Origin of the sequence: Mitsuaria sp. BK037 (genome assembly GCF_014193045.1) — a bacterium.
In the GTDB taxonomy this organism is placed as follows: Bacteria; Pseudomonadota; Gammaproteobacteria; order Burkholderiales; family Burkholderiaceae_C; genus Roseateles.
In genome coordinates this window covers 673,717-693,463 of the sequence record NZ_JACHYS010000002.1, presented here as the reverse complement: position 1 = coordinate 693,463, position 19,747 = coordinate 673,717, and the positions used below count along the sequence as shown (strand labels likewise).

Here is a 19,747-nt window from a genome sequence, read left to right as displayed (position 1 = left end):
ATCGACCGGACATCCGGGCGCCCCAGCATCGCCGGCTTTTCATCCGCCAGACGCTCTCCATGCCGCTCGTCCGCCCCGCCCGCCTGTCCGCCCCCCTGTCTGCGCGCCGATTGATCGCCGCCGCCGCGGTGCTGAGTTGCCTGCCGTCCGCCCATGCCGACGACGACAAGCGGGTGCAGACGCTGGACGTCGTCAGCGTCACCGGCAATTCGGTGAACACGCTCGCACCCAGCGCCGCGCCGCTCAATGCCAGCCAGCCGACCTCGGTGATCGATGAGCGCTTCATCCGCGACGCGCTGCGCTTCAACGCCAACTTCGACGACATCGTCAAGTACGCGCCCAGCATGACGGTGAGCTCGCCGGAAGGCCCCGGCCTGGGCAAGAGCGAAGGCATCAGCCTGCGCGGCTTCCAGGACGGCCAGTTCAACATCACCTTCGACGGCATCCCGTTCGGCGACGCGAGCGACCTGCATCACACCACCTCGGCCTACTTCAGCAACCACGTGCTGGGCCAGGCGCAGATCGACCGCGGTCCCGGCGGCGGCGCGTCGATCGGCAACGCCACCTTCGGCGGCACCATCGCACTGCGCACGCGCGATCCGGCCAGCGTCGACGGCATCACGCCGTACTTCACCCTGGGCAGCTGGAACACCCGCGCGGCCGGGCTGTCGGTGGACCACAACTTCGGCGATACCGGCGTCTTCGCGGAGGTCTCCAAGGAGTCCAGCGACACCTTCCTGTCGCACACGCGCGATGACCGCAAGCACCTGTTCCTGAAGACCGTCAGCGCGCTGGGCGACGATACGACCTTGACCTTCGTCACCAGCGTCAACCGCGAACGCCAGAACACGGCGCAAGGCGCGACGCTCGACCAGATCGCGCAGCACGGCTGGCGCTTCGGCCTGGGCGACGACCCGTCGCTGCAGACCTATGCCGGCTACAACGGCGCGAGCTACCGGTCCAGCTTCACCTACCTCGGCGTGACCTCGACGCTGGGCGGCTGGACGGTAGACAACAAGGTCTACTTCAACGACTTCGACCACGCGTCGGACAAGACCAGCGATCCCACCGACACCGATCCGTCCCACAACGGCGTGCAGTTCTACGACGCGGCGGGAAAGAAGACCACCAAGGTCGCGACCGACGTCCCCGGCAAGCGGGCCGACAACGGCTTCCATGCCTACGGCGACGTGCTGCGCCTGGCGCGCGAAGCGGGGCCGGGGCGCTTGCAGGTCGGCGCCTGGGTGGAGCGCAACGACGACGCGCGCTGGCAGACGCCGGTCGACTTCACCACGGGCGCCGCCACCGGCACGAAGTACGGCTATGCCGACAACTACCGGCTGAAGGACACGACCGACACCTTCCAGCCCTACGTGCAGTACGACTGGAAGGCGGCCGAGGGCGTGACGGTGAGCCCGGGCCTGCGCTACTCGAGCGTGCGCCGCGGCATCGATGCCGAGCTCAACAAGTCGACGCCGCCGGCGCCGCTCAAGGCCAGCGCGACCTACGACGCCTGGCTGCCCTCGATCAGCGTGCACGACCAGCTGAGCCACGACTGGTCCGCCTACGCGCAGGTCGCCAAGGGCTTCCTGGCGCCGCCGGTCAACGTGATCCAGCTCAACGGCGCGCGCGGGTTGGATCCGGAGCTGACGACGAACTACCAGCTGGGCACCGCCTATGCGACGCGCGAGTTCAACTTCGGCGCGGACGTCTATCGCGTCGACTTCGGCAACTACATCAGCCAGACGACGATCGACAGCGGCGCGGGCAGCGAGAGCGTGTACGTCAACGCGGGCGGCGCGGTCTACAAGGGCATCGAGGTCGAGGGCACCTATGCCTTCACGCGCCAGCTCAGCCTGTACGCCAACGCCAGCCTCAACCACGCGACCTACAAGGGCGGGTCGGTGCGCGTCGCCGGCACGCCGCGGGCGACCGCGGCCGTCGGCCTGATCTATGGCGACAAGCAAGGGCTGTTCGGTTCGCTGATGACCAAGATGGTCGGCGCGCAATACGGCGTCGACAACACGACCGATGCCAAGGGCAACACCGTCTTCGCCAACAGTCAGCGCCTGGGGGGCTACAGCAGCGTGGACGCCGCGCTCGGCTATCGCGCGGACCAGGGGCCCTGGGGCACGAAGGGCTTCTCCGTCAGCCTCGACGTCAACAACCTGTTCAACGCGAGGAAGCTCACCGCGTTCGCCGGCAACCAGTCGGTGAGCGGCGCGCCGCTGTACTTCGGCCTGCCGGGCCGGGGCGCGTTCGTCGACATGGCGGTGAAGTTCTGATGGGCGCGCGCGTCGCGAGCTCGGTCGCCGCCGCGGCGGCCTTGATGCTGACGATGCCGACGGCGCGGGCGCAGGCGCAGGCGCAGGACGCCGGAACGCCGGTCTTGCGACCCGCGCAGACGCCGGTGCTGCGCATCATGCTGATGCGGCACGGCGTGCGCTCGCCGACCAAGTCGCCCGAGGCGCTCGCGCCCTTCGCCACCGAGCCCTGGGCGCGGTGGCCGGTCGCGCCGGGACAGTTGACGCCGCATGGCATCGCGGCGATGAAGGCCCTGGGCGGCTGGTGGCGAACCGAGCTCGGCCTCGATCGGCTCGCGGCGAGATGTCCGGCATCGGCCGGTGCCGGGGCGCCGTTGCTCGTGATCTCGGACAGCACGCCCAGGAACCACGCGAGCGCGAGGGCGCTGATGGAGGGCCTGCTGCCCGGTTGCCCGGAGGTCGGCCATTTCGGCCTGCCGGCGGGGCAGCACGATCCGCTCTTCCAGGGCAGCGCTGGGTCGGACGAGGAGGTCTCCCCCGACGCGGTCAAGCGCCGGGACCGCATTCCCAAGGACGGGCTGGACGAACTCCAGGCCGTGCTCATCGGCGGCGCTCGCGAAGCGGATCGGCAAGCGGCCCGTGCGTCGGGGCACCAGCTGCTGGTCGACCAGGCGGATCCGCGCAAGCCGATGGGGACGCTGGCGGAGAACCTGATGCTGGAGTACGTCGAGGGCCTGCCGGCGCCGGCCTGGGGACGCCTGGACGAGTCCGGCATCGGTCGGATCGTTGAACTGCACAACGCGGCGTTCGCGGAGCAGTGGAAGGACGATCCGGGCGCGGCGCGGCGGCGCGCCTCCGATCTGCTGGCGCGGATCTCTGCGGCGCTGCGCGCGGGCAACGCGCGACCGCTCGCGGGCGATGCGCAGGGGGCGGGCGCCGGCACGGTGTTCCTGGTCGGGCACGACACCAACCTGGCGGCGGTGGCCGGGCTGCTGGGCCTGGACTGGCATGACCCGGCACGGCCGGATGACTATCCGCCAGGCGGCGCGCTGGTCTTCGATCTTGTCGCCGGGGCGGCCAGTGCCGAGGTGCGGCTGGGCATCGCGATGCCGACCTTGAGCGCGCTGCGCCGCGGCCGCTTCGATGCGCCGGGCGACATGGCCGTGAAGCCGGTGGCGGTACCCGGGTGTGGCGGCGCTTCGGGGTGCCCGCTGGGTCGATTCGCCGACCTCGTCGATCAGGTGATCGACACGGCGGCGGTCCCGGCGGCCGAGCTGGTCCGGCCGTTCGTCCGTTAGCGGTCGGAAGCGGCCGACGCGGCAAAGCAGCCGAAGCAGCAGAAGCGGCCGAGGCCGCTGCTTGCCGCTGGACGAAGCGCCGCGCCGCGCCCGGCTACTGCGCCGCCAGCTTGTTCATGTCCATGATCGGCAGCAGCACCGACAGCACGATCAGCATGACCACGCCGCCCATGACCACGATCAGCAGCGGCTCCAGCAGCGTGGCCAGCGTCATCGCGCGGCGCTTGACCTCGTTGCCGAGCTGGCGCGCGGCGCGCTGCAGCATGTCGGGCAACTGGCCGGTCTGCTCGCCCAGGCGCGCGAACATCGACAGCAGCCCCGGGAAGCGCTTCTTGCCGGCGAGCGCCGCGCCCAGCGGCGCGCCCTCGCGGACCTGCGCCAGCGCGTCCAGCGCGTCGGCGCGCATCGCCTGGTTGGACAGCGTCTCGGCCGCCGCCTGCAGCGCCTTCAGGATGGGCACGCCGGCGCCGGCCAGCATCGCCAGCGTTCCCGAGAACCGCGCCGCGTTGTAGCCGCGCGAGAGCCGGCCCAGCAGCGGCAGGTTCAGCCATGCCGCGTCGAAACGCTGCCGCGGACCTTCGCGCTTGAGGATCTGGCGCGCGCCGAAGAACACCGCCGCCAGCACCGCCACGATCGCCAGGCCCCAGGTCCGCATCAGGTCGGACAGGCCCATCATGATCCGCGTCAGCAGCGGCAGCGTCTGCTTGGTCTGCGTGAAGACCGCCGCCACCTGCGGCACGACGTAGGTCAGCAGGAAGCTCACCGCCAGCACCGCGATGATGCAGACGATCACCGGATAGGCCAGCGCGCCGAACAGCTCCGAGCGCAGCCGCTGCTGCTCCTCGAGGTCGTCCGCCAGGCTCTCCAGCACCGGGCCCAGCGCGCCGCTCTGCTCGCCGGCGGCGACCACCGCGCGGTAGACGTCGTCGAACTCGCGCGGCGCGATCGCCAGCGCCCGCGCGAAGGACGAGCCCGCGTTGACCTCGGACTTCAGCTGCGACATCAGCTCGCGCTGGCGCGGATCCTCGGCCTCGTCGGCCAGCGCCGACAGCGAGCGCTCCAGCGGCAGACCCGCCGAGACCAAGCCCGCCAGCTGCCGCGTCCACACCGTCAGCCCCGCCGCCTTGAAGGCGCGCCGCGCGAAGCGCGACTGCTTGCCGGCCGGTGCCGCCACCGGCTTCACGTCCATCGGCACCAGCCCCTGCGCGCGCAGCTGCGTGCGCGCGGCTTTCGCGGTGTCGGCCTCCAGCAGGCCCTGCTGGGACTTGCCGGACGCGTCGAGGGCGTCGTACTTGAAGGCGGGCATCGCTGGGAACCTCGTGATTGACTGCGTCGTGCGGCGTCGGGGGTAGCGTCAGGGCGCGCGGTCTTGATCGGCCGCGCTCACTCGCGCGTGACCCGCAGCACTTCCTCTTCGGACGTCACGCCCGCGGCCACCAGCCGGTCGCCGTCCTCGCGCATCGAGCGCAGGCCGTTGGCGCGCGCCGCGGCCAGCAGCTCGGACTCCGCCGCCTGGTTGTGGATCAGGCCGCGGATGGTGTCGTCGCAGACCATCAGCTCGTACACGCCGGTGCGGCCCTTGTAGCCGCTGCTGGCGCAGGCCGGGCAGCCGACCGGGTGGTAGCGCGCGCCGCCCTCGGGCAGCGGCTCCGGCGACTTGCACACCGGGCAGAGCTTGCGCACCAGCCGCTGCGCCAGCACGCCCAGCAGCGACGAGCTCAGCAGGAAGGGCTCCACGCCCATGTCGGTCAGGCGCGTCACCGCGCTGACCGCGTCGTTGGTGTGCAGCGTCGCCAGCACCAGGTGACCGGTCAGCGAGGCCTGGATCGCGATCTGCGCCGTCTCGTAATCGCGGATCTCGCCGATCATGATCACGTCCGGGTCCTGGCGCAGGATGGCCCGCAGCGCCTTGGCGAAGGTCAGGTCGATGCGCGCGTTGACCTGCGTCTGGCCGATGCCGGGCAGCTCGTATTCGATCGGGTCCTCGACGGTCAGCACGTTGGTCGTCGAGGTGTCCACCGTCTGCAGCGCCGCGTACAGCGTCGTCGTCTTGCCCGAGCCCGTCGGGCCGGTGACGAGCACGATGCCGTGCGGCTGCTGCGCCAGGCGCTGGAAGCGCTCCAGCCGCTCGCCGTCCATGCCCAGCGCCGCCAGTGTGAAGCGCGACTCCGACTTGTCCAGCAGGCGCAGCACCGCGCGCTCGCCGTGCGCCGACGGCAGCGTGCTCACGCGCACGTCGATCGCGCGACCGCCGATGCGCAGCGAGATGCGGCCGTCCTGCGGCAGGCGCTTCTCGGCGATGTCGAGCTCCGCCATGATCTTCAGCCGCGAGATCAGCGCCGCATGCAGCGCGCGGTTCGGGCGCACCACCTCGCGCAGCGTGCCGTCGACGCGGAAGCGCACCGAGCTTTCGCGCTCGTAGGGCTCGATGTGGATGTCGCTGGCGCCGTTGTTGGCGGCCTGAGTCAGCAGCGCATTGAGCATGCGGATGATGGGCGCGTCATCGGCGGTCTCGAGCAGGTCCTCGACCGCCGGCAAGTCCTGCATCAGGCGCGACAGGTCGACGGCGCTCTCGACCTCGCCCACCACCAGCGCGGCGCTGTCCTCGCCGCCCGCGTAGGCCGCCTGGACGCGCTGCGACAGCTCGGCCACGCTCAGGCATTCGATGCGCGAGGGCGCGTACACGCGCTGCAGTTCCGACAGCACCGGCAGCGACAGCGCCGGCGTGGCCCACAGGGTGCGCTGCTGGCCGTCGTCCTCGAGCAGCACCTGCTGCGACTTCGCGACGGCGTAGGGAAGGGGATGGCGGCTGGCCATGGCGGCTCCCGGCTCAGCGGCCCTGCGGCGCGCTGGCCGGCGCGGCGGGGCCCGGCACCGGCGACGAGGCCGGATAGACCGGCAGCGGCAGCTGGGCCGGCGGCGTCGATCCCGGCGCCGAGGCCGGCTTTTCCGGCAGCATCGGCGCGCCGGTCTCGGGCAGGACCAGGCTGGACTTGGGCTGCGATTCCTGCTGGTAGGCGCGGATCGCCTCGTAGCGGTCCATGGTCAGCGCGCTGGCGCTCTCGGCCGTGCGCAGCACCACCGGGCGCAGGAAGATCATCAGGTTGGACTTGACCCGCTTGCGGCTCTGGTTCTTGAACAGGTTGCCCAGCAGGGGGATGTCGCCCAAACCGGGCACCTTGTCCTCGGCGTCGGTGTATTCGTCCTTCAGCAGGCCGCCCAGCACCAGCACCTGGCCGTCCTCCAGCGTCACCGAGGTCTCCACCGCGCTCTTGTCGAAGGTCGGCCCCTGCGTCGCCGAGTTCACGCTCGCCACCACGCTGGAATTCTCCTGGTAGGCCTTCATGCGCACCGTGCCGTTCTCGCCGACGGTGGCGCGGACCTTCAGCCGCAAGCCGACGTCGCGGCGCTCGAAGGTCTGGAACGGACTGGTCGTGGTGCCCGAGGTGGTCGTCGAGTTGCCGGTCAGCACCGGCACGTTGCTGCCGATCAGCAGGTCGGCTTCCTCGTTGTCCTGCACGATCAGCGAGGGCGTGGACAGCACGTTGGTGCCGGCCACCGAGCCCAGCACGTTGGCGATGGCGCCCAGCGTGTAGAGGCTGCCGACCTTCTTGATGATGCCCACGTTCAGGCCGGTGGGGATCTGGCCGCTCTGGATCGCCGTGCTGACGCCCGAGGTGCCGCCCGCGGTGGCCGCGGTCAGGTTGAGGATGTTGGCGTAGCCGGTGCCGAAGTTGGTGCCGATCGCGCCCTCGCCGAAGAGCTGCTGGAACTGCACGCCGAACTGGCCCGCCTTGGTCGCGTCGACTTTCACGATCAGCGCCTCGACATAGACCTGTGCGCGGCGCGTGTCCAGTTGCTCGACGACGGCGCGGATCTGGCGGTACATCGGCTCGGGCGCCGTGATGATCAGCGAGTTGGTCGCCGGGTCCGCCTGCACGAAGCCGCCGGTGTTGACCTGCGCCGTCTGGCTGACCTGCGTCGACGCGCCGCCGCTGCTCGAGGAGCCGCTGCTGCCGGAGCTCGTCGAGCTGCCGCCGAAGGACGAGCTGTTGCCCGCGAAACCGCCGCTGGTGCCGGCGCTGCCGGTCTGCGCACCGGCGAAGCTGCCGGTGCCGCTGCCCGAGTTGCTGTTCGATCCGCCGCCGGCGCCCGGGCCGGCATTGTTCGTGTAGGCCGCGCGCAGCACCGTGGCCAGGCGCACCGCGTCCGCGTTCTTCAGGTAGATCACCCGGATGCTGCCGCCGGTGTCGGTGCTGGGCTGGTCGAGCTTGGCGATCATCGCGCGCAGCTGCATCAGCTTGGCCGGGTTGGACGCGCGCACGATCAGCGCGTTGCTGCGCGGATCGGCCATGACGCTGCTGCTGCCGCCGCCGGCCGCGCCCTGCGGCGTCACCACGCCCTGCGCGCCGCCGACGCCGTCGGAGAGCCGCTGCACCAGCTGCACGATGTCCGAGGCCACCGCGTTGCGCAGCGGGATCACCTCGATGTCGGTGTTGGAGGGCTGGTCCAGCGCCGCGACGATGCGGCTGATGCGCTGCAGGTTCTCTGCGTAATCGGTGATCACCAGGCTGTTGTTGCCCGGGTTGGCGTTGATCGTGTTGTTGGGCGTGATCAGCGGACGCAGCACCGCCACGAGGTTGTTGGCGTTCTCGTGGTTGAGCTTGAAGATCTGCGTCATGACCTGGTCGCCGCGGGCGCGCGACTCGCCGGCGATGGTCACCGCGCCGGTCTGCAGCTTGGCCTCGGCCTCGGGCACGAGCTTGAGCAGCCCGCCGGACTCCACCATCGAGAAGCCCATGCCGCGCAGCGCCGCCAGGTAGCTCAGGTAGGCCTCCTGCACCGGCACCGGCTGCTCGGCGGTCAGCGTCATCGTGCCCTTGACCCGGGGATCGACCAGGATCGGCTTGCCCAGCGCGGCGGACATCGCGCGCGAGACCGCCTCGATGTCGGTGTTGACGAAGTTCAGCGTGACCGGCGTGCTCGCGCGCACGGCCGGCTGTCGGCGGTTCTGCTGCTGATTCGACTGTGCGCCGGCCTGCAGGGGCAGGCTGCCCGCGATCAGGCTGATCGCCATGCCCAGCGCCGTCGGTCGCATCATGTGCTTGTTCATGCTCATCCCACCGAGATGATCGAGCGCGCGCCCTCGCGGCGCCCGATGATGTTCAACAAATTGGCCAAGGCGGCCTCGCTGCCCGGGGCGGCCGTCGCCTCGCCCCGGAACTGCGCCCGCTTCGCGCCCAGGCTGCCCTGGCCGCTCAGTTGCAGCGGCCCCTGGATCGTCGTGAGGATCAGCTGCGGCGTCTGCCCGCCGCCCACCAGGCCCATCCGGTAGCTGCCCAGCGGCGCCACCTGCGCCAGGCGCGAGGAGAAGTCGCGCAGCTCGACCTGGGCCACGCCGCTCACGTTGACCGCGGCCCCGCGCCCCTCGAAGACGAAGCCCTGCGCGCTGATGGCGATGACGCCGTCCGGCGCCAGCGTGTTCCAGGGCGTGCCCAGGCCCGACAGCCAGCCGGCCGGCCAGCGGATCCACGGCTGCTCCGGCGTCGCGTCGGGCAGCCGCACGGTGAGGCGGTCCAGGCCGAAGCTCGCCGTCAGCGGCGCGGCCGGCTTGATGCAGCAGGACTGGTCCAGCGTCAGGCGCAGGCCCGGTCCGCCGTCGATCCAGCCGGGCCGCATCCTCCAGCCCAGGCGCTGCGGCAGCTCGCTGGCGTCGCGGCTGCCGGGACCAGGGCTCAGGATCAGCCGGGCGCTGCCGTTCCACAGCGTGCCGCGCGCGTCGGCCAGCACCAGGCGCTGATGGGTCGCCGAGGACACGGCCGAGGCCAGCCAGGCCGCCGGCGCCCAGGCGACGACCGCCGTCACCAGGCCCAGCACCGCGCCGAATTCGGCCCAGCGGAAGGCGCGGACGAAACCGGTGGTCGAGGCGGCGTTGGCCGTCGAGGTCGTGAGCCGGGCGCTCGATCGTCGGGCCATCGCTCAGTTCCCCGCCGCGGCGGGCAGCAGCAGCGTCAGGCGGCCGCTGTAGCCCTGCGGTCCGGATTGCAGCTCGGCCTCCTGCGGTCTGGCGCGCGCGCCCTGGCGCGCCTCGCCGATCCACATCGCCAGCGCGCCGCCGGGCACCCCGCGCAGGCGCAACTGCGCCTGGGTGCCGGTGATCGTCAATTCGGCGGCCGGGCCCAGCCGGGCGGTCGCGGCGCGCAGGGCCGCCACCGACTGCTCGGCCGAGACCGGCACCGCCTGCTTCAGCGTCTGCGTCTGCATCGCCATCGCGCGCATCTGCTGCAGCTCGCGGTCGAGCCGGTCCAGCTCGCCGGGCGCCTTGCGCAGCGTGCCCCAGGCCGGCGCGAGCGCGACCAGCCACAGCAGCAGCAGGCCGATGAAGGCCGCGGCCAGGCGCGCGATCAGGCGCTCGCGCGGCGCGGCCGCCTGCCAGCGGGCCTCGAGGTCGCGGCGCATCGTCGTGAAGCTGTTCATCGGTTCTCGGGTCGCAGGCTGAGTTGGAGCGCGTCGCCGTCCTCGGCGACCCGCAGCGCGGGATCGCGGCCGAGCCGCTCGCGCAGCTGCGCGCGCTGCGGCGCGCCCAGGCCGGTCAACTGCAGCCGGCCGGGTTCGAAGCGCAGGCCCGGCAGCGGCGGCTCGCCCGGCGGCGTGGCGCGGGCCACGGCGGCGAGGAGGTCTTCCAGGTCACCCGGGCCGACCTGCCCGGCGCCGCCGCGCAGCGCCTCGGTCTCGCGCACCATCTGCGCGCGGGCGTCGCGGACCACGCGCACCTGCGGGAAGCTCTGTCGCAGCAGCGCCTCCTGCTCGGCCTTGCGCGCGTCGATGGCGCGGCCCTGTTGCCAGGCCATCGCGTTCAGGCCGATGACCTGCACCGCGACCAGGCCGACGACGCCCCAGCGGAAGGGCCGCCAGGCCGGCGTCTGCAGCGTCTGCCAGGCCTGGTACAGGCGCTGCCAGCCGCGCTGGCGCGGCGTGAGGTCGAACTGCAGCAGGTTGACCGGCGCCTGGCGCGCAGCCCAGGCGCGGTCGGTGTCGCTCAGCACCCGCACCGGACGGCCCAGCCACTGCTCGGCCTCGGCCGCGGCGGCGGGGCTGGCGCTGACCGGGGCCTGCTGCCACCAGTCCTCGCCCAGCCAGTTGCGCAGGCCGCCGCTGTCCAGCGGGAAGGTCGCCACGCCGTCGGCGCGCGAGACCCGCAGCCGCGCGCGCCCGTCGGCACCAGCGTGGACGTAGCCGCCATCGGCGCTGCCCGAGACCGGCTGCGGCCAGGACAGCGGCAGCAGCGACTCGACCAGCAGCCCGGCCGCCTCGATCGCCTGCAGGTGCGCGCGCAGCGGCTCGCGGGCGGTCACGGCGACCCAGTGGGTGCGGCCGTCGGCGTCGGGGCTGTCCAGCAGCGCGAAGTGCAGCCGCTCGGGATCCTCGAGCAGCTGGTCCTCCATCACGCCGACGACGGCGCCGCGCAGCTTCGCGCCCTTGACCTTGGGCAGCTGCGCCGGCAGCCAGCTGAGCTGGTCGTCGCCGATCAGCGCCATCACGCGGTCGGCGCGCGGCAAGGCGGACAGCGGCGCGCGCTCGCCGTGCCCCCGGGCGTGGGCGGGCGCTTGCGCGTCGTGGCTGAACCAGTATTCGTAGTCTTGCGCGGGGCCGCCCTGGGGCGGGTGGGCCGGCAGCAGGATGAGCAGGGTACTCATGAGATCGCGGATTCTAGGAGGGCTTGCATGACGCTTCGGCGCCGCCGGCCCCCGAAGAAGCCCGTAGTTGAGCCTTTACATGTCCGTGCATCCCGTCCCTCGTGTGTCCAGTCGTGTCGGCGTCGACGCCGGAGGCCCTGCGGCCGCGTCGCGTGTCGACGGGTTCAAGGCGTGGCCCCGTAGCCGGCGGCGGTGCCGGGCAGCGTGGACAGCCGTTGCAGGCGTTCGCGGTCGAGCACGACCATCTCGAGGTTGCGGCGCTCGACCAGCGAGCGCTGCGCCAGCACGCGGTCGTCCATGCGCAGCTGGCCCTCGACGAAGAAGAAGTCGCTGGTGAAGGCGGTGCGCTCGGCGCTGAGCGCCGGCTCCTGCGGCACGAAGGGCTTGAGGTCCTCGAAGCTCCGGAAGGGCTTGACCTGGCGCTGGCGCACGATGCGGTCCGCCGAGCCGGTGTCGGTGAACAGCACCGCGGCGAGCACCTCGCGCGGCGCGGTGTTCACGTTGACCGGGGTGCGCTTGGGCAGGATCACCACCAGCGTGCTCAGGCGCCGGATCTGCTCCTCGTTCAGGCCGAGCCAGCGCAGCTGCGCCAGCCGCGTGGGCAGCAGCGGCACCTCGCCGGACGGCGCGCTGGCGGGCACCGCCGCGTAGTTCATGCTGAGCCGCAGTTGCTCGACCAGGTTGGTGCTCAGCCCGGCGGCCTGGAAGAGTTGGGCCGCGGCGCGCACCTCCTCGGGCTTGTTGTCGACCAGGTTGCGCAGGTTGAAGCGCGATTGCGCGTCCTCGATGTGGCCGGACAGAAAGGCGTCCGGCCCGGCGTCGGCGGAGTTGTTCTCGTCCTGCGACAGGAAGCTGGACAGGCGCGCCTCGGCCAGCGGCACCGACCAGACCTCGGTGAGGTCGTCCGAGGCCGGCTTGCCGTCGCGCGCGTTCATGTTGTTGCGCTTGTCCTCGCGCAGGATCAGCCGCGCCCAGTCCAGCGCGCCCTGCAGCACCCAGTCCGCCTGGGCGCGGCCGCGGTCGGCGGCTTCGATCTGGATGCTGCGCGCCTGCCGCCACAGCATCGCGGCCGACAGCGTCGTCACCAGCACCACGATCAGCAGCGCGGTCAGCAGCGCGGCGCCGCGAGGCGGTTGTGCCGGACGCGATGGGGAACGGGGCCTGCTCATGAACCGTTGCTTTCCACCGCGACCTCGCGGACCAGTTCGCCGCGATAGCCGCTGCCCTCGCCGAACTGCAGCCGCATGCGCACGCCCTGCGGCACGGCGACGCGCTGCTTCGGCGCATTGGGCCCGGTCGGCGCCGAGGCGGCCGGGTCCTGCGGCACCAGCTCGCCGCTGGACTGCGCGTTGGACCAGGCGTTGCCGCGGAAGAAGAACATCTGCCAGCCGAGCACGCCGTCCAGGCCCGGCATCGCGCGCAGTTCCTCGGCGCTGAGCTGCTGGCTGCGGAACCAGGCGTCCTGCAGGTCGTCCCGGTTCACCACCGGCGCCGATTCCCAGCGCGACAGCCGGCCACCCCGCAACTGCCACGCCACCAGCTGCAGGCCGGTCTCGCGGCGGCGCGTCATGCGCAGCGTCGCGCCGTCGAAGGCCAGCGCCGACGGCACCACGCCGCTGTCCTGCACCTCGCGCAGGTCCAGTTCCCACTGCCGCATCAGCGTCTGCAGTGTCTCGGCGCGCTCCATCGCGGCCTCGTTGTGCTCGCGGCTGGTGGTCAGCGCGCTCACCGCGCGCCAGGCCATCACCGACATCACCGCCATCACGACCAGCGCGACCACGACCTCGATCAGCGTGAACCCGCGCGCCGCGCGCCGGAGGGAGGAACCGCCCGGGCGCCGCATCAGTTGCGCCCCACGATGGTGGTCAGGGTCAGCAGCGGGCGGTCGCGGTCGTCGAAGACCTGCGCCTCGACGCGCCGGAAATTGGGATTGGGGGTCGAGCGGACCGCCAGTTTGACGTTGAAGTCCCGACCCATCTGCGTGCAGCTGGCGCTGTTGTCGCCGACGCCGGGGAAGGTCTTGGTCAGGCGCATCTCGGTCAGCTCGTTCTCGGCGCACCACTGCGCCAGCGAGTTGATGGCGAGCCGGTCCGAATTCGAGGTCATCGCGCCCGCGGCCCGCAGGCCGGCCGCCAGGCACAGCGCGACGATGGTCAGCGCCACCAGGACCTCGATGAGGGTGAAGCCGGCGGCACGCGAGGCGCGCCCGAGGGGCGGCGGGGGCAGGCCGGGGCGGAGGGCGCCGCTCATGCGCCTCCCTTGGTGATCGCGAAGGGACGCAGGCCGTCGGTGGCGAGCGTGATCCGGTGATCGCCGCGGATCAGCGTGACGCGCTGCGCGCCGATGAGCGGCTCCGGTCCCAGGCGCAGCGTGCGGCCGTTGGCGGCGGCGCCCTGGATCTCGACGATGGGCGTGTCGCCCAGCCAGGGGCGCTCCAGGCCCAGTCGCCTGACCAGCGGGGCGGGCAGGCCGGTGAGGTGGTAGCGGCCGCCATCGTTGCCCGCGTCCGGCACCCAGCGCACGTCCAGCGACGCGGCGCGGGCCTCGGCCCGGGCGGTCTCGAGCACCGAGGCCAGCTGCAGCGCCTCGCGCTCGAGTTGCACGTCGGCGCGGTCCCGCACGGCGACCGCGACGGTCGCGCTGGCGATCGCCACGATGGTGATCGCCACGATCAGCTCGATCAGCGTGAAGCCGCGCTGGGACGGACGGCCGGACGGACGCGCGCGCACGGCTCGGAGCGGTCGATGACGGAGCGGGACGGTGGGGAGGTGGAACGCGCGGCGGGCCGTGCGCTCACTCCCAGGAGCCGACGTCGGCGTCGTTGCCTTCGCCGCCGGGCTTGCCGTCCGCGCCCAGGCTGTAGACGTCGACCTCGCCCTTCAGGCCGGGGTTGTCATACTGGTACGCATTGCCCCAGGGGTCCTTGGGCAGCTTCTCGATGTAGACCTTCCAGTTGGGCGCGGCCGGGCCGTTGGTCGGCTTGGCCACCAGGGCGCCCAGGCCCTGCTCGCCGCTCGGGTAGCGGCCGTTGTCCATCTTGTAGAGCTTGAGCGCCTGCATCAGCGTGTTCACGTCGGACCGGGCCGCGGTGCGGCGGGCTTCGGAGACGTGGTTCATCACCGCGGGAACGACCACCGCGCCCATGACGGCGACGATGGTGATGGCGACGATCAGTTCGATCAGCGTGAAGCCGCGCGCGCGGCGCGGAGACAGGGGTCGGCGCATGGTGTGGCAATCCTCGCGGAGCCGCCCTCGGCGGCTCATCGCGCTGCATCATAATCGTCGGATGCATGCACGATGGTTAAGCTTCGTCGTCTGGGCGCTGCTGGCGGCCAGCCTCGCGTATTGGGCGCTGATGCTCATGGCCAAGGGCCCCCAGGCGCCGGCGATGACGCGCCCCGCGATCGCCGACGGCGCGCCGGCCGACTGGACCCGCCTGTTCACCGCCGCCAAGGCCGCGGAAGCGCCGGTCGAAGCCGCTTCCTCGCGCTACCAGCTGCTGGGCGTCGTGGCGCCCTCGATGAATGCCCGCCATCCGGGCGAGGGCGTCGCGCTGATTGCCGTCGCCGGCGGCCTGCCCAAGCCGGTGCGCGTGGGGCAGGTCGTCGACGGCGACCTCAAGCTGATCGAGATCAACCGGCGGGATGTCGGGCTCGGCGCGGGGGACGCGGTCTCGGTGAGATTGAGCCTCGCGCCGGGCGCCGGCGGCGCCGAAGCCGTGCCTGGCCAGATGCTGCCGGGTCAACTGCCGCCGGGCGCGATGCCGCCGCCGCAGTTCGGCGCCCACCCGGGGCAGCCGCAGACCGGCGGACCGGGGCCCGAAGGCATCGTGCCGCCGACGGCCATCGGCGGGGCCTTGCCTCAGCCGGTACCGGGCGACGGAAGCGCCAACCCGACCAAGTAGGACGGGACACCGGCGGCTGCCGGGGTCAGTACTTGCTGCCCAGGGTCGATCGACCGGCGCCCGAGGGCAGGGCGCCCGGCGCGCTCGAACCGGTCTCGCGCAGGTCGGACGGCCGGCTGTGGATCGAGCCTTCGGGCAGGTCCTGCACTTCCGTCAGCAGCGCCGCCGCGCAGCGCACCAGCGGCCAGGCCAGCGTCGCACCGGTGCCATCGCCGCATTCCATGCCCAGTTCGAGCAGCGCCGCGGCGTGGAAGAGCTGCAGCGCCTCGTCCAGGCCGCGATGGGTGGTGCTGCGGCAGAAGACGGCGTAGTCGGTCACCGGCGGGGCGATCATCGAGGCCACCTTCAGCGCCGCGCAAGCCGGAATGCCGTCGACCAGGATCAGTTGGCGCTTGGAGGCCGCGACCAGCATCGCGCCGACCATGACCGCCAGTTCGAAACCGCCGAACGCCGCCAGCACCGCCATCGGCTCCTGCACGTCGCGGTGACGCGTCTGCGCGCCCTGCAGCACCAGCATCAAGTGGGACAGCTCCTCATGCGGCATGTCCGGGCCGGTGATGACGAAGTCCTGCACCGGCATGTCCATCAGGCGGGACAGCACCAGCGCCGAGGCCTCCAGCGATCCCTGCCCCAGGCCCGCGCACGCGATCACGTTGCCGGCCAGGTTGTCGGAGATCTCCATGCCGACGCGCACGCCCGCATGGGCCTGGTCCAGCGTCATCGCCGGGCCGGCGCGCGAATTGCGGGTGCCGTGCGCGATCTTGCGTGCGAGCAGCCGCTGCTGCGGGCTCAGCGGTTCGGCGATGCCGCAGTCGACGACCGTGACATGCATGCCCTGGTTGCGCGCGAAGACGGTGGCGGGCAACCGATGCTGCAGCGCCAGCAGCGCCTGCTCGCGCGTGCTGCGGCCGTTGGGCAGTGCGATGCCGTCGACGGCCAGGCCGTGGTCGGCGGCGAAGAGCACCAGCGTTGGATCACGGAACTTGGGCGTCTGCGTGGCCTGGATCAGGCCCAGCCGCACCGCGAGCGGTTCGAGTTCGCCCAGGCGGCCGGCCAGCGCGCAGCGGCGCTCGAGGCGCTGGCGCAGGGCGCGCTCCAGTTCCGGATTGGCCGTCGGCGAGATGAGGGACTGATGAATCGACATGGGGACCGCCATTCTCGTGCCGCGTCGCGGGGCGGCCATCGGCAATTGCCCAGCCGCGCCGCGCCTGCCCCCTGTCCGTGGGGCAGCGGGTGGCGTTGAGCCATCACCGCCGCGAGCCGAGCGCCCGGTCGATCACGGCCGCTTCACGCGCGAGCCGATCAGCGCAGGAAGAGGCGGTAGACCGGGTTGTCGGTTTCCTCGGTGTACGGATAGTTCAGCTGGTCGAGGAAGGTCTTGAACGCCTTGCCGTCGCCCTTGGGCACCTGCAGGCCGACGAGGATGCGGCCGTAGTCGGCACCCTGGTTGCGGTAATGGAAGAGGCTGATGTTCCAGTCCGGGCTCATGCTGGACAGGAAACGCATCAGCGCGCCGGGCCGCTCCGGGAAGATGAAGCGGAACAGGCGCTCGTTCTCGGCCAGCTCGGTCCGACCGCCGACCATGTGGCGCACATGTTGTTTCGCCAGTTCGTCGTCGGTGAGGTCGACCGTCGGGAAGCGGTGCTTCTCGAAGCTGCGGGCCAGCTTGTCGGCTTCCTCGCGCTTGGCGATGGAGACGCCAACGAACACGTGCGCCTCGTTCCGGTCCGAGATGCGGTAGTTGAACTCGGTGACGCTGCGGCCACCGACCAGTTCGCAGAACCGGCGGAAGCTGCCGCGCTCCTCGGGGATGGTGACGGCGAACAGCGCCTCGCGCTCCTCGCCGACCTCGGCGCGCTCGGCCACGAAGCGCAGCCGGTCGAAGTTCATGTTCGCGCCGCAGGTGATGGCGATGTAGGTTTCGCCCTTGGTCCCGTGTTGCGCCGCGTACTGCTTGATCGCGGCGACGCCCAGACCACCGGCCGGCTCGAGGATGCTGCGCGTGTCGACGAAGACGTCCTTGATCGCGGCGCAGACGGCGTCGGTGTCGACCAGGACGTAGTCGTCGACCAGCTCGCGGCAGATGCGGAAGGGTTCCTCGCCCACCAGCTTCACCGCGGTGCCGTCGGAAAACAGCCCGACGTCGCTGAGCGCGACGCGCTTGCCGGCGCGCACCGAACGCACCATCGCGTCGGAATCCTTGGTCTGGACGCCGATGATCTTGATCTCCGGCCGCACTGCCTTGATGTAGGCCGACACGCCGGCGATCAGGCCGCCACCGCCGATGGCCACGAAGATGGCGTCGATGGGCCCCGGGTGCTGGCGCAGCAGCTCCATCGCGATGGTGCCCTGGCCGGCGATGACGTCGGGGTCGTCGAAGGGATGGACGAAGCTCAGGCCTTGCTCGCGCTCCAGTTCGAGCGCGTGGCCGTAGGCGTCGGTGAAGGATTCGCCGGCCAGCACTACCTCGCCGCCCAGGGCCTGGACGGCGTCGATCTTGACCTTGGGCGTGGTCACCGGCATCACGATCACGGCCCGGCAGCCGAGTTTCTTCGCGGACAGGGCCACGCCCTGCGCGTGATTCCCGGCGGACGCGCAAATCACCCCCCGGGCCAATTGCCCAGGCGCGAGATTTGCCATCTTGTTATAGGCGCCCCGCAGTTTGAAGCTGAATACCGGCTGCTGATCCTCACGTTTCAGCCAGACCTTGTTGCCGATGCGCTTGGAGAGATTGCGGGCGGCGTCGAGGGAGGTTTCCTGCGCGACCTCATACACCTTCGCGTTAAGAATCCGTTGCAGATAACTCTGATCCGCGGGGAGTAACGCCGGGTGCTGCGCCGCTGGGCGCTTCGAAGCGGTCTTGCGCGATGCGCGGCGGGTGCCGGCCATGGAATTCCCTCCAGTTCCCCTTGACCGCGCGGGACGCGCCGACCATCGGGCGGACGATGATAGCGAGGGTTTGTCCGGGTCGCGGTGGCTCGCCAGCGGCGCGGCGCGGGCGCGCTTTCGCGATTGGAGGAGCAAGCCTTGCGGCTGGGCGGGGCCGACGAGGGACGAAAAAAAGCCCGAGGCTTGTGGCCTCGGGCTGAATCCACCATGGAGGCGGTGGAGGAGACAATCGGTGCGGGGCTGACCCCACGGGTGGGGTAGCGCTGTCGCATGCCTAGAATTCTAGGGCGATGCATGTTGCGCTGCAATATTTTTCGAGGGCTTCGACCATGGAGTCGGGCCTCTAAATGCGCAAAATCACCGCCAGAGTCGATCGCTGCAACACGGCGGGGATCGAAAAAATGGGGTCAGGGTGCCGAAGGCGCCCGACCTGGCCCATCGAACCAAGGAACGACGAATGGAATGCACGATCAACTGGATGGGCGCCGATGGCATGAGCTTCATCGCGGAAACCGGCAGCGGCCACATGATCAACATGGACGGCTCTCCGGACGGCGGTGGCCGCAATCTGGCGCCGAGGCCGATGGAAACGGTGCTGGCCGGGACGGGAGGCTGCACCGCCTATGACGTCGTGCTGATCCTGAAGCGCGGCCGCCACGACGTGCGGGGATGCCAGGTCAAGCTGAGCGCCGATCGCGCCGAGTCGGATCCCAAGGTGTTCACCAAGATCCACATGCACTTCGTCGTCACCGGCAAGGGGCTGCCCGAAGGGGCGGTCGAACGCGCCGTCCAGCTGTCCCACGAGAAATACTGCTCCGCCAGCATCATGCTGGCGAAGACGGCGGAAATCACGACATCGGTGGAGATCGTCGAGGCGTGAGCCGCTGGAGGGGTGCCTTGAGCGCCCTTCCTCCCGCCCTCTCTACTATCTAGAGAGGCGCGTCAAAGGTGGTGGGCGGTCCGCGTCATCACCTTGGCGGCCATGCGCATCAGGCCCCGCACCGGGCGCGGCAGGTCGATGCCGCCGCGGTCGCGCGCCTCTTCGGCGTGGCGCGCCTCCTCTTCCTTCATCCGCGCAACGATCGCCCGGGAACTGCGGTCGCCATCGGGCAGGCGTTCCAGATGGCTGGCGAGGTGGGCTTCCACCTGCCGTTCGGTCTCGATGACGAAGCCCAGGCTGACCTTGTCTCCGACCAGCCCCGCGACCGTCCCGATCGCGAAAGCGCCGCCGTACCAGAGCGGATTCAGCAGGCTGGGTCGATCATTGAGCGCGCGCAGTCGGTCCGCGCACCAGGCGAGATGGTCGATCTCTTCCTGGGCGGCGTGCTGGAGATGCTCGCGAAGTTGCTCGTCGCGGGTGCTCAGCGCCTGGGCGCGATAGAGCGCCTGGGCGCAGACCTCGCCAACATGGTTGACCCGCATTAGCGAAGCCGACAACCGACGCTGACCTTCGTCGAGCGCCTCGTCCGGGGCGGTCGCCTGCGGCGCCGGGCGCGACGTCGGCGCGACGCCCGCCAGCGTCTTCAGGCTTTGGTCCAGCGTGGATATCCACGCGTCCATGCGGGTGAAACTGCGCGCCGGGCGTCGGGTCTGAAATTGCATCGTGAGCGCATACCGTGGCAAATGAGCCTTCAGTTTAGAAGGGCAGCGTCAAGCGATTCCCTGGCGCTGTCTGATCCTTTGTGCGAATGCGTG

The 19,747-nt window shown here is 71.1% G+C and carries 18 protein-coding genes; 4 read left to right on the top strand and 14 right to left on the bottom strand.

Annotated features, from left to right (window positions below; genetic code table 11):
- Nucleotides 1–59: 59 nt before the first annotated feature.
- Both FHT37_RS15190 and FHT37_RS15185 read left to right on the top strand, forming a co-directional pair.
- Nucleotides 60–2,285 carry a TonB-dependent receptor gene (locus tag FHT37_RS15190; protein ID WP_183482560.1) on the top strand — a complete coding sequence of 742 codons (2,226 nt, stop codon included), beginning with the start codon at nt 60–62 and terminating at the stop codon, nt 2,283–2,285.
- Entirely contained in the window at nt 2,285–3,562 is a 1,278-nt protein-coding gene (locus tag FHT37_RS15185) for a histidine-type phosphatase (RefSeq protein ID WP_183482558.1), read from the top strand. Before FHT37_RS15190 ends, FHT37_RS15185 begins: the two co-directional genes overlap by 1 nt.
- Nucleotides 3,563–3,656: 94 nt before the next feature.
- Here FHT37_RS15185 and gspF read toward each other — a convergent pair whose 3' ends face one another.
- The 11 genes from gspF to gspG form a co-directional block, all read right to left on the bottom strand.
- Nucleotides 3,657–4,868: a type II secretion system inner membrane protein GspF gene (gene gspF, locus FHT37_RS15180; RefSeq protein ID WP_183482556.1), complete on the bottom strand. Its 1,212-nt coding sequence runs from the start codon at nt 4,866–4,868 to the stop codon at nt 3,657–3,659.
- Between the two features lie 77 nt (nt 4,869–4,945).
- Entirely contained in the window at nt 4,946–6,379 is a 1,434-nt protein-coding gene (gspE, locus tag FHT37_RS15175; protein ID WP_091727319.1) for a type II secretion system ATPase GspE, read from the bottom strand.
- 13 nt (nt 6,380–6,392) lie between these two features.
- The gene (gene gspD / locus FHT37_RS15170) at nt 6,393–8,675 is read right to left on the bottom strand and encodes a type II secretion system secretin GspD (RefSeq protein ID WP_255489669.1); all 2,283 of its coding nucleotides are present in this window, start codon (nt 8,673–8,675) and stop codon (nt 6,393–6,395) included.
- Nucleotides 8,676–8,677: 2 nt separating this feature from the next.
- The gene (gene gspN / locus FHT37_RS15165) at nt 8,678–9,538 is read right to left on the bottom strand and encodes a type II secretion system protein N (protein WP_183482552.1); all 861 of its coding nucleotides are present in this window, start codon (nt 9,536–9,538) and stop codon (nt 8,678–8,680) included.
- 3 nt (nt 9,539–9,541) lie between these two features.
- The gene (gspM, locus tag FHT37_RS15160) at nt 9,542–10,039 is read right to left on the bottom strand and encodes a type II secretion system protein GspM (protein WP_183482550.1); all 498 of its coding nucleotides are present in this window, start codon (nt 10,037–10,039) and stop codon (nt 9,542–9,544) included.
- Nucleotides 10,036–11,259 (bottom strand): type II secretion system protein GspL, encoded by a 1,224-nt coding sequence (gspL, locus tag FHT37_RS15155; RefSeq protein ID WP_091727302.1) that lies wholly within the window; start codon nt 11,257–11,259, stop codon nt 10,036–10,038. The genes gspM and gspL overlap by 4 nt, the downstream gene beginning before the upstream one ends.
- Before the next feature lie 164 nt (nt 11,260–11,423).
- The gene (gspK, locus tag FHT37_RS15150; RefSeq protein ID WP_091727298.1) at nt 11,424–12,428 is read right to left on the bottom strand and encodes a type II secretion system minor pseudopilin GspK; all 1,005 of its coding nucleotides are present in this window, start codon (nt 12,426–12,428) and stop codon (nt 11,424–11,426) included.
- A complete protein-coding gene (locus FHT37_RS15145; protein ID WP_183482548.1) occupies nt 12,425–13,102 on the bottom strand; it encodes a prepilin-type N-terminal cleavage/methylation domain-containing protein in 678 nt (225 codons plus the stop codon). The genes gspK and FHT37_RS15145 overlap by 4 nt, the downstream gene beginning before the upstream one ends.
- Nucleotides 13,102–13,509: a type II secretion system minor pseudopilin GspI gene (gene gspI, locus FHT37_RS15140; protein WP_183482546.1), complete on the bottom strand. Its 408-nt coding sequence runs from the start codon at nt 13,507–13,509 to the stop codon at nt 13,102–13,104. The genes FHT37_RS15145 and gspI overlap by 1 nt, the downstream gene beginning before the upstream one ends.
- Complete coding sequence (locus tag FHT37_RS15135; RefSeq protein ID WP_091727289.1) at nt 13,506–13,988, bottom strand: type II secretion system protein; 483 nt, start codon at nt 13,986–13,988, stop codon at nt 13,506–13,508. The genes gspI and FHT37_RS15135 overlap by 4 nt, the downstream gene beginning before the upstream one ends.
- A gap of 64 nt (nt 13,989–14,052) precedes the next feature.
- Nucleotides 14,053–14,484 carry a type II secretion system major pseudopilin GspG gene (gene gspG, locus FHT37_RS15130; RefSeq protein ID WP_091727285.1) on the bottom strand — a complete coding sequence of 144 codons (432 nt, stop codon included), beginning with the start codon at nt 14,482–14,484 and terminating at the stop codon, nt 14,053–14,055.
- Nucleotides 14,485–14,545: 61 nt separating this feature from the next.
- Here gspG and FHT37_RS15125 point away from each other — a divergent pair, with 61 nt between their 5' ends.
- A complete protein-coding gene (locus FHT37_RS15125; protein ID WP_183482544.1) occupies nt 14,546–15,163 on the top strand; it encodes a hypothetical protein in 618 nt (205 codons plus the stop codon).
- 25 nt (nt 15,164–15,188) lie between these two features.
- On the opposite strand, the gene FHT37_RS15120 is transcribed toward FHT37_RS15125, so the two are convergent.
- Nucleotides 15,189–16,307 (bottom strand): nicotinate-nucleotide--dimethylbenzimidazole phosphoribosyltransferase, encoded by a 1,119-nt coding sequence (locus FHT37_RS15120; protein WP_091727278.1) that lies wholly within the window; start codon nt 16,305–16,307, stop codon nt 15,189–15,191.
- A gap of 158 nt (nt 16,308–16,465) precedes the next feature.
- Nucleotides 16,466–18,052 carry a threonine ammonia-lyase, biosynthetic gene (gene ilvA, locus FHT37_RS15115; protein ID WP_183482542.1) on the bottom strand — a complete coding sequence of 529 codons (1,587 nt, stop codon included), beginning with the start codon at nt 18,050–18,052 and terminating at the stop codon, nt 16,466–16,468.
- A 457-nt stretch (nt 18,053–18,509) separates the two neighbouring features.
- On the opposite strand from ilvA, the gene FHT37_RS15110 reads away from it, so the two are divergent.
- Nucleotides 18,510–18,932, top strand: coding sequence for an OsmC family protein (locus FHT37_RS15110; protein ID WP_091727272.1), 423 nt, complete (start codon nt 18,510–18,512; stop codon nt 18,930–18,932).
- Between the two features lie 62 nt (nt 18,933–18,994).
- On the opposite strand, the gene coq7 is transcribed toward FHT37_RS15110, so the two are convergent.
- On the bottom strand, nt 18,995–19,612 hold the full coding sequence (coq7, locus tag FHT37_RS15105) for a 2-polyprenyl-3-methyl-6-methoxy-1,4-benzoquinone monooxygenase (protein WP_091727266.1): 618 nt from the start codon (nt 19,610–19,612) through the stop codon (nt 18,995–18,997).
- Between the last annotated feature and the right edge of the window lie 135 nt (nt 19,613–19,747).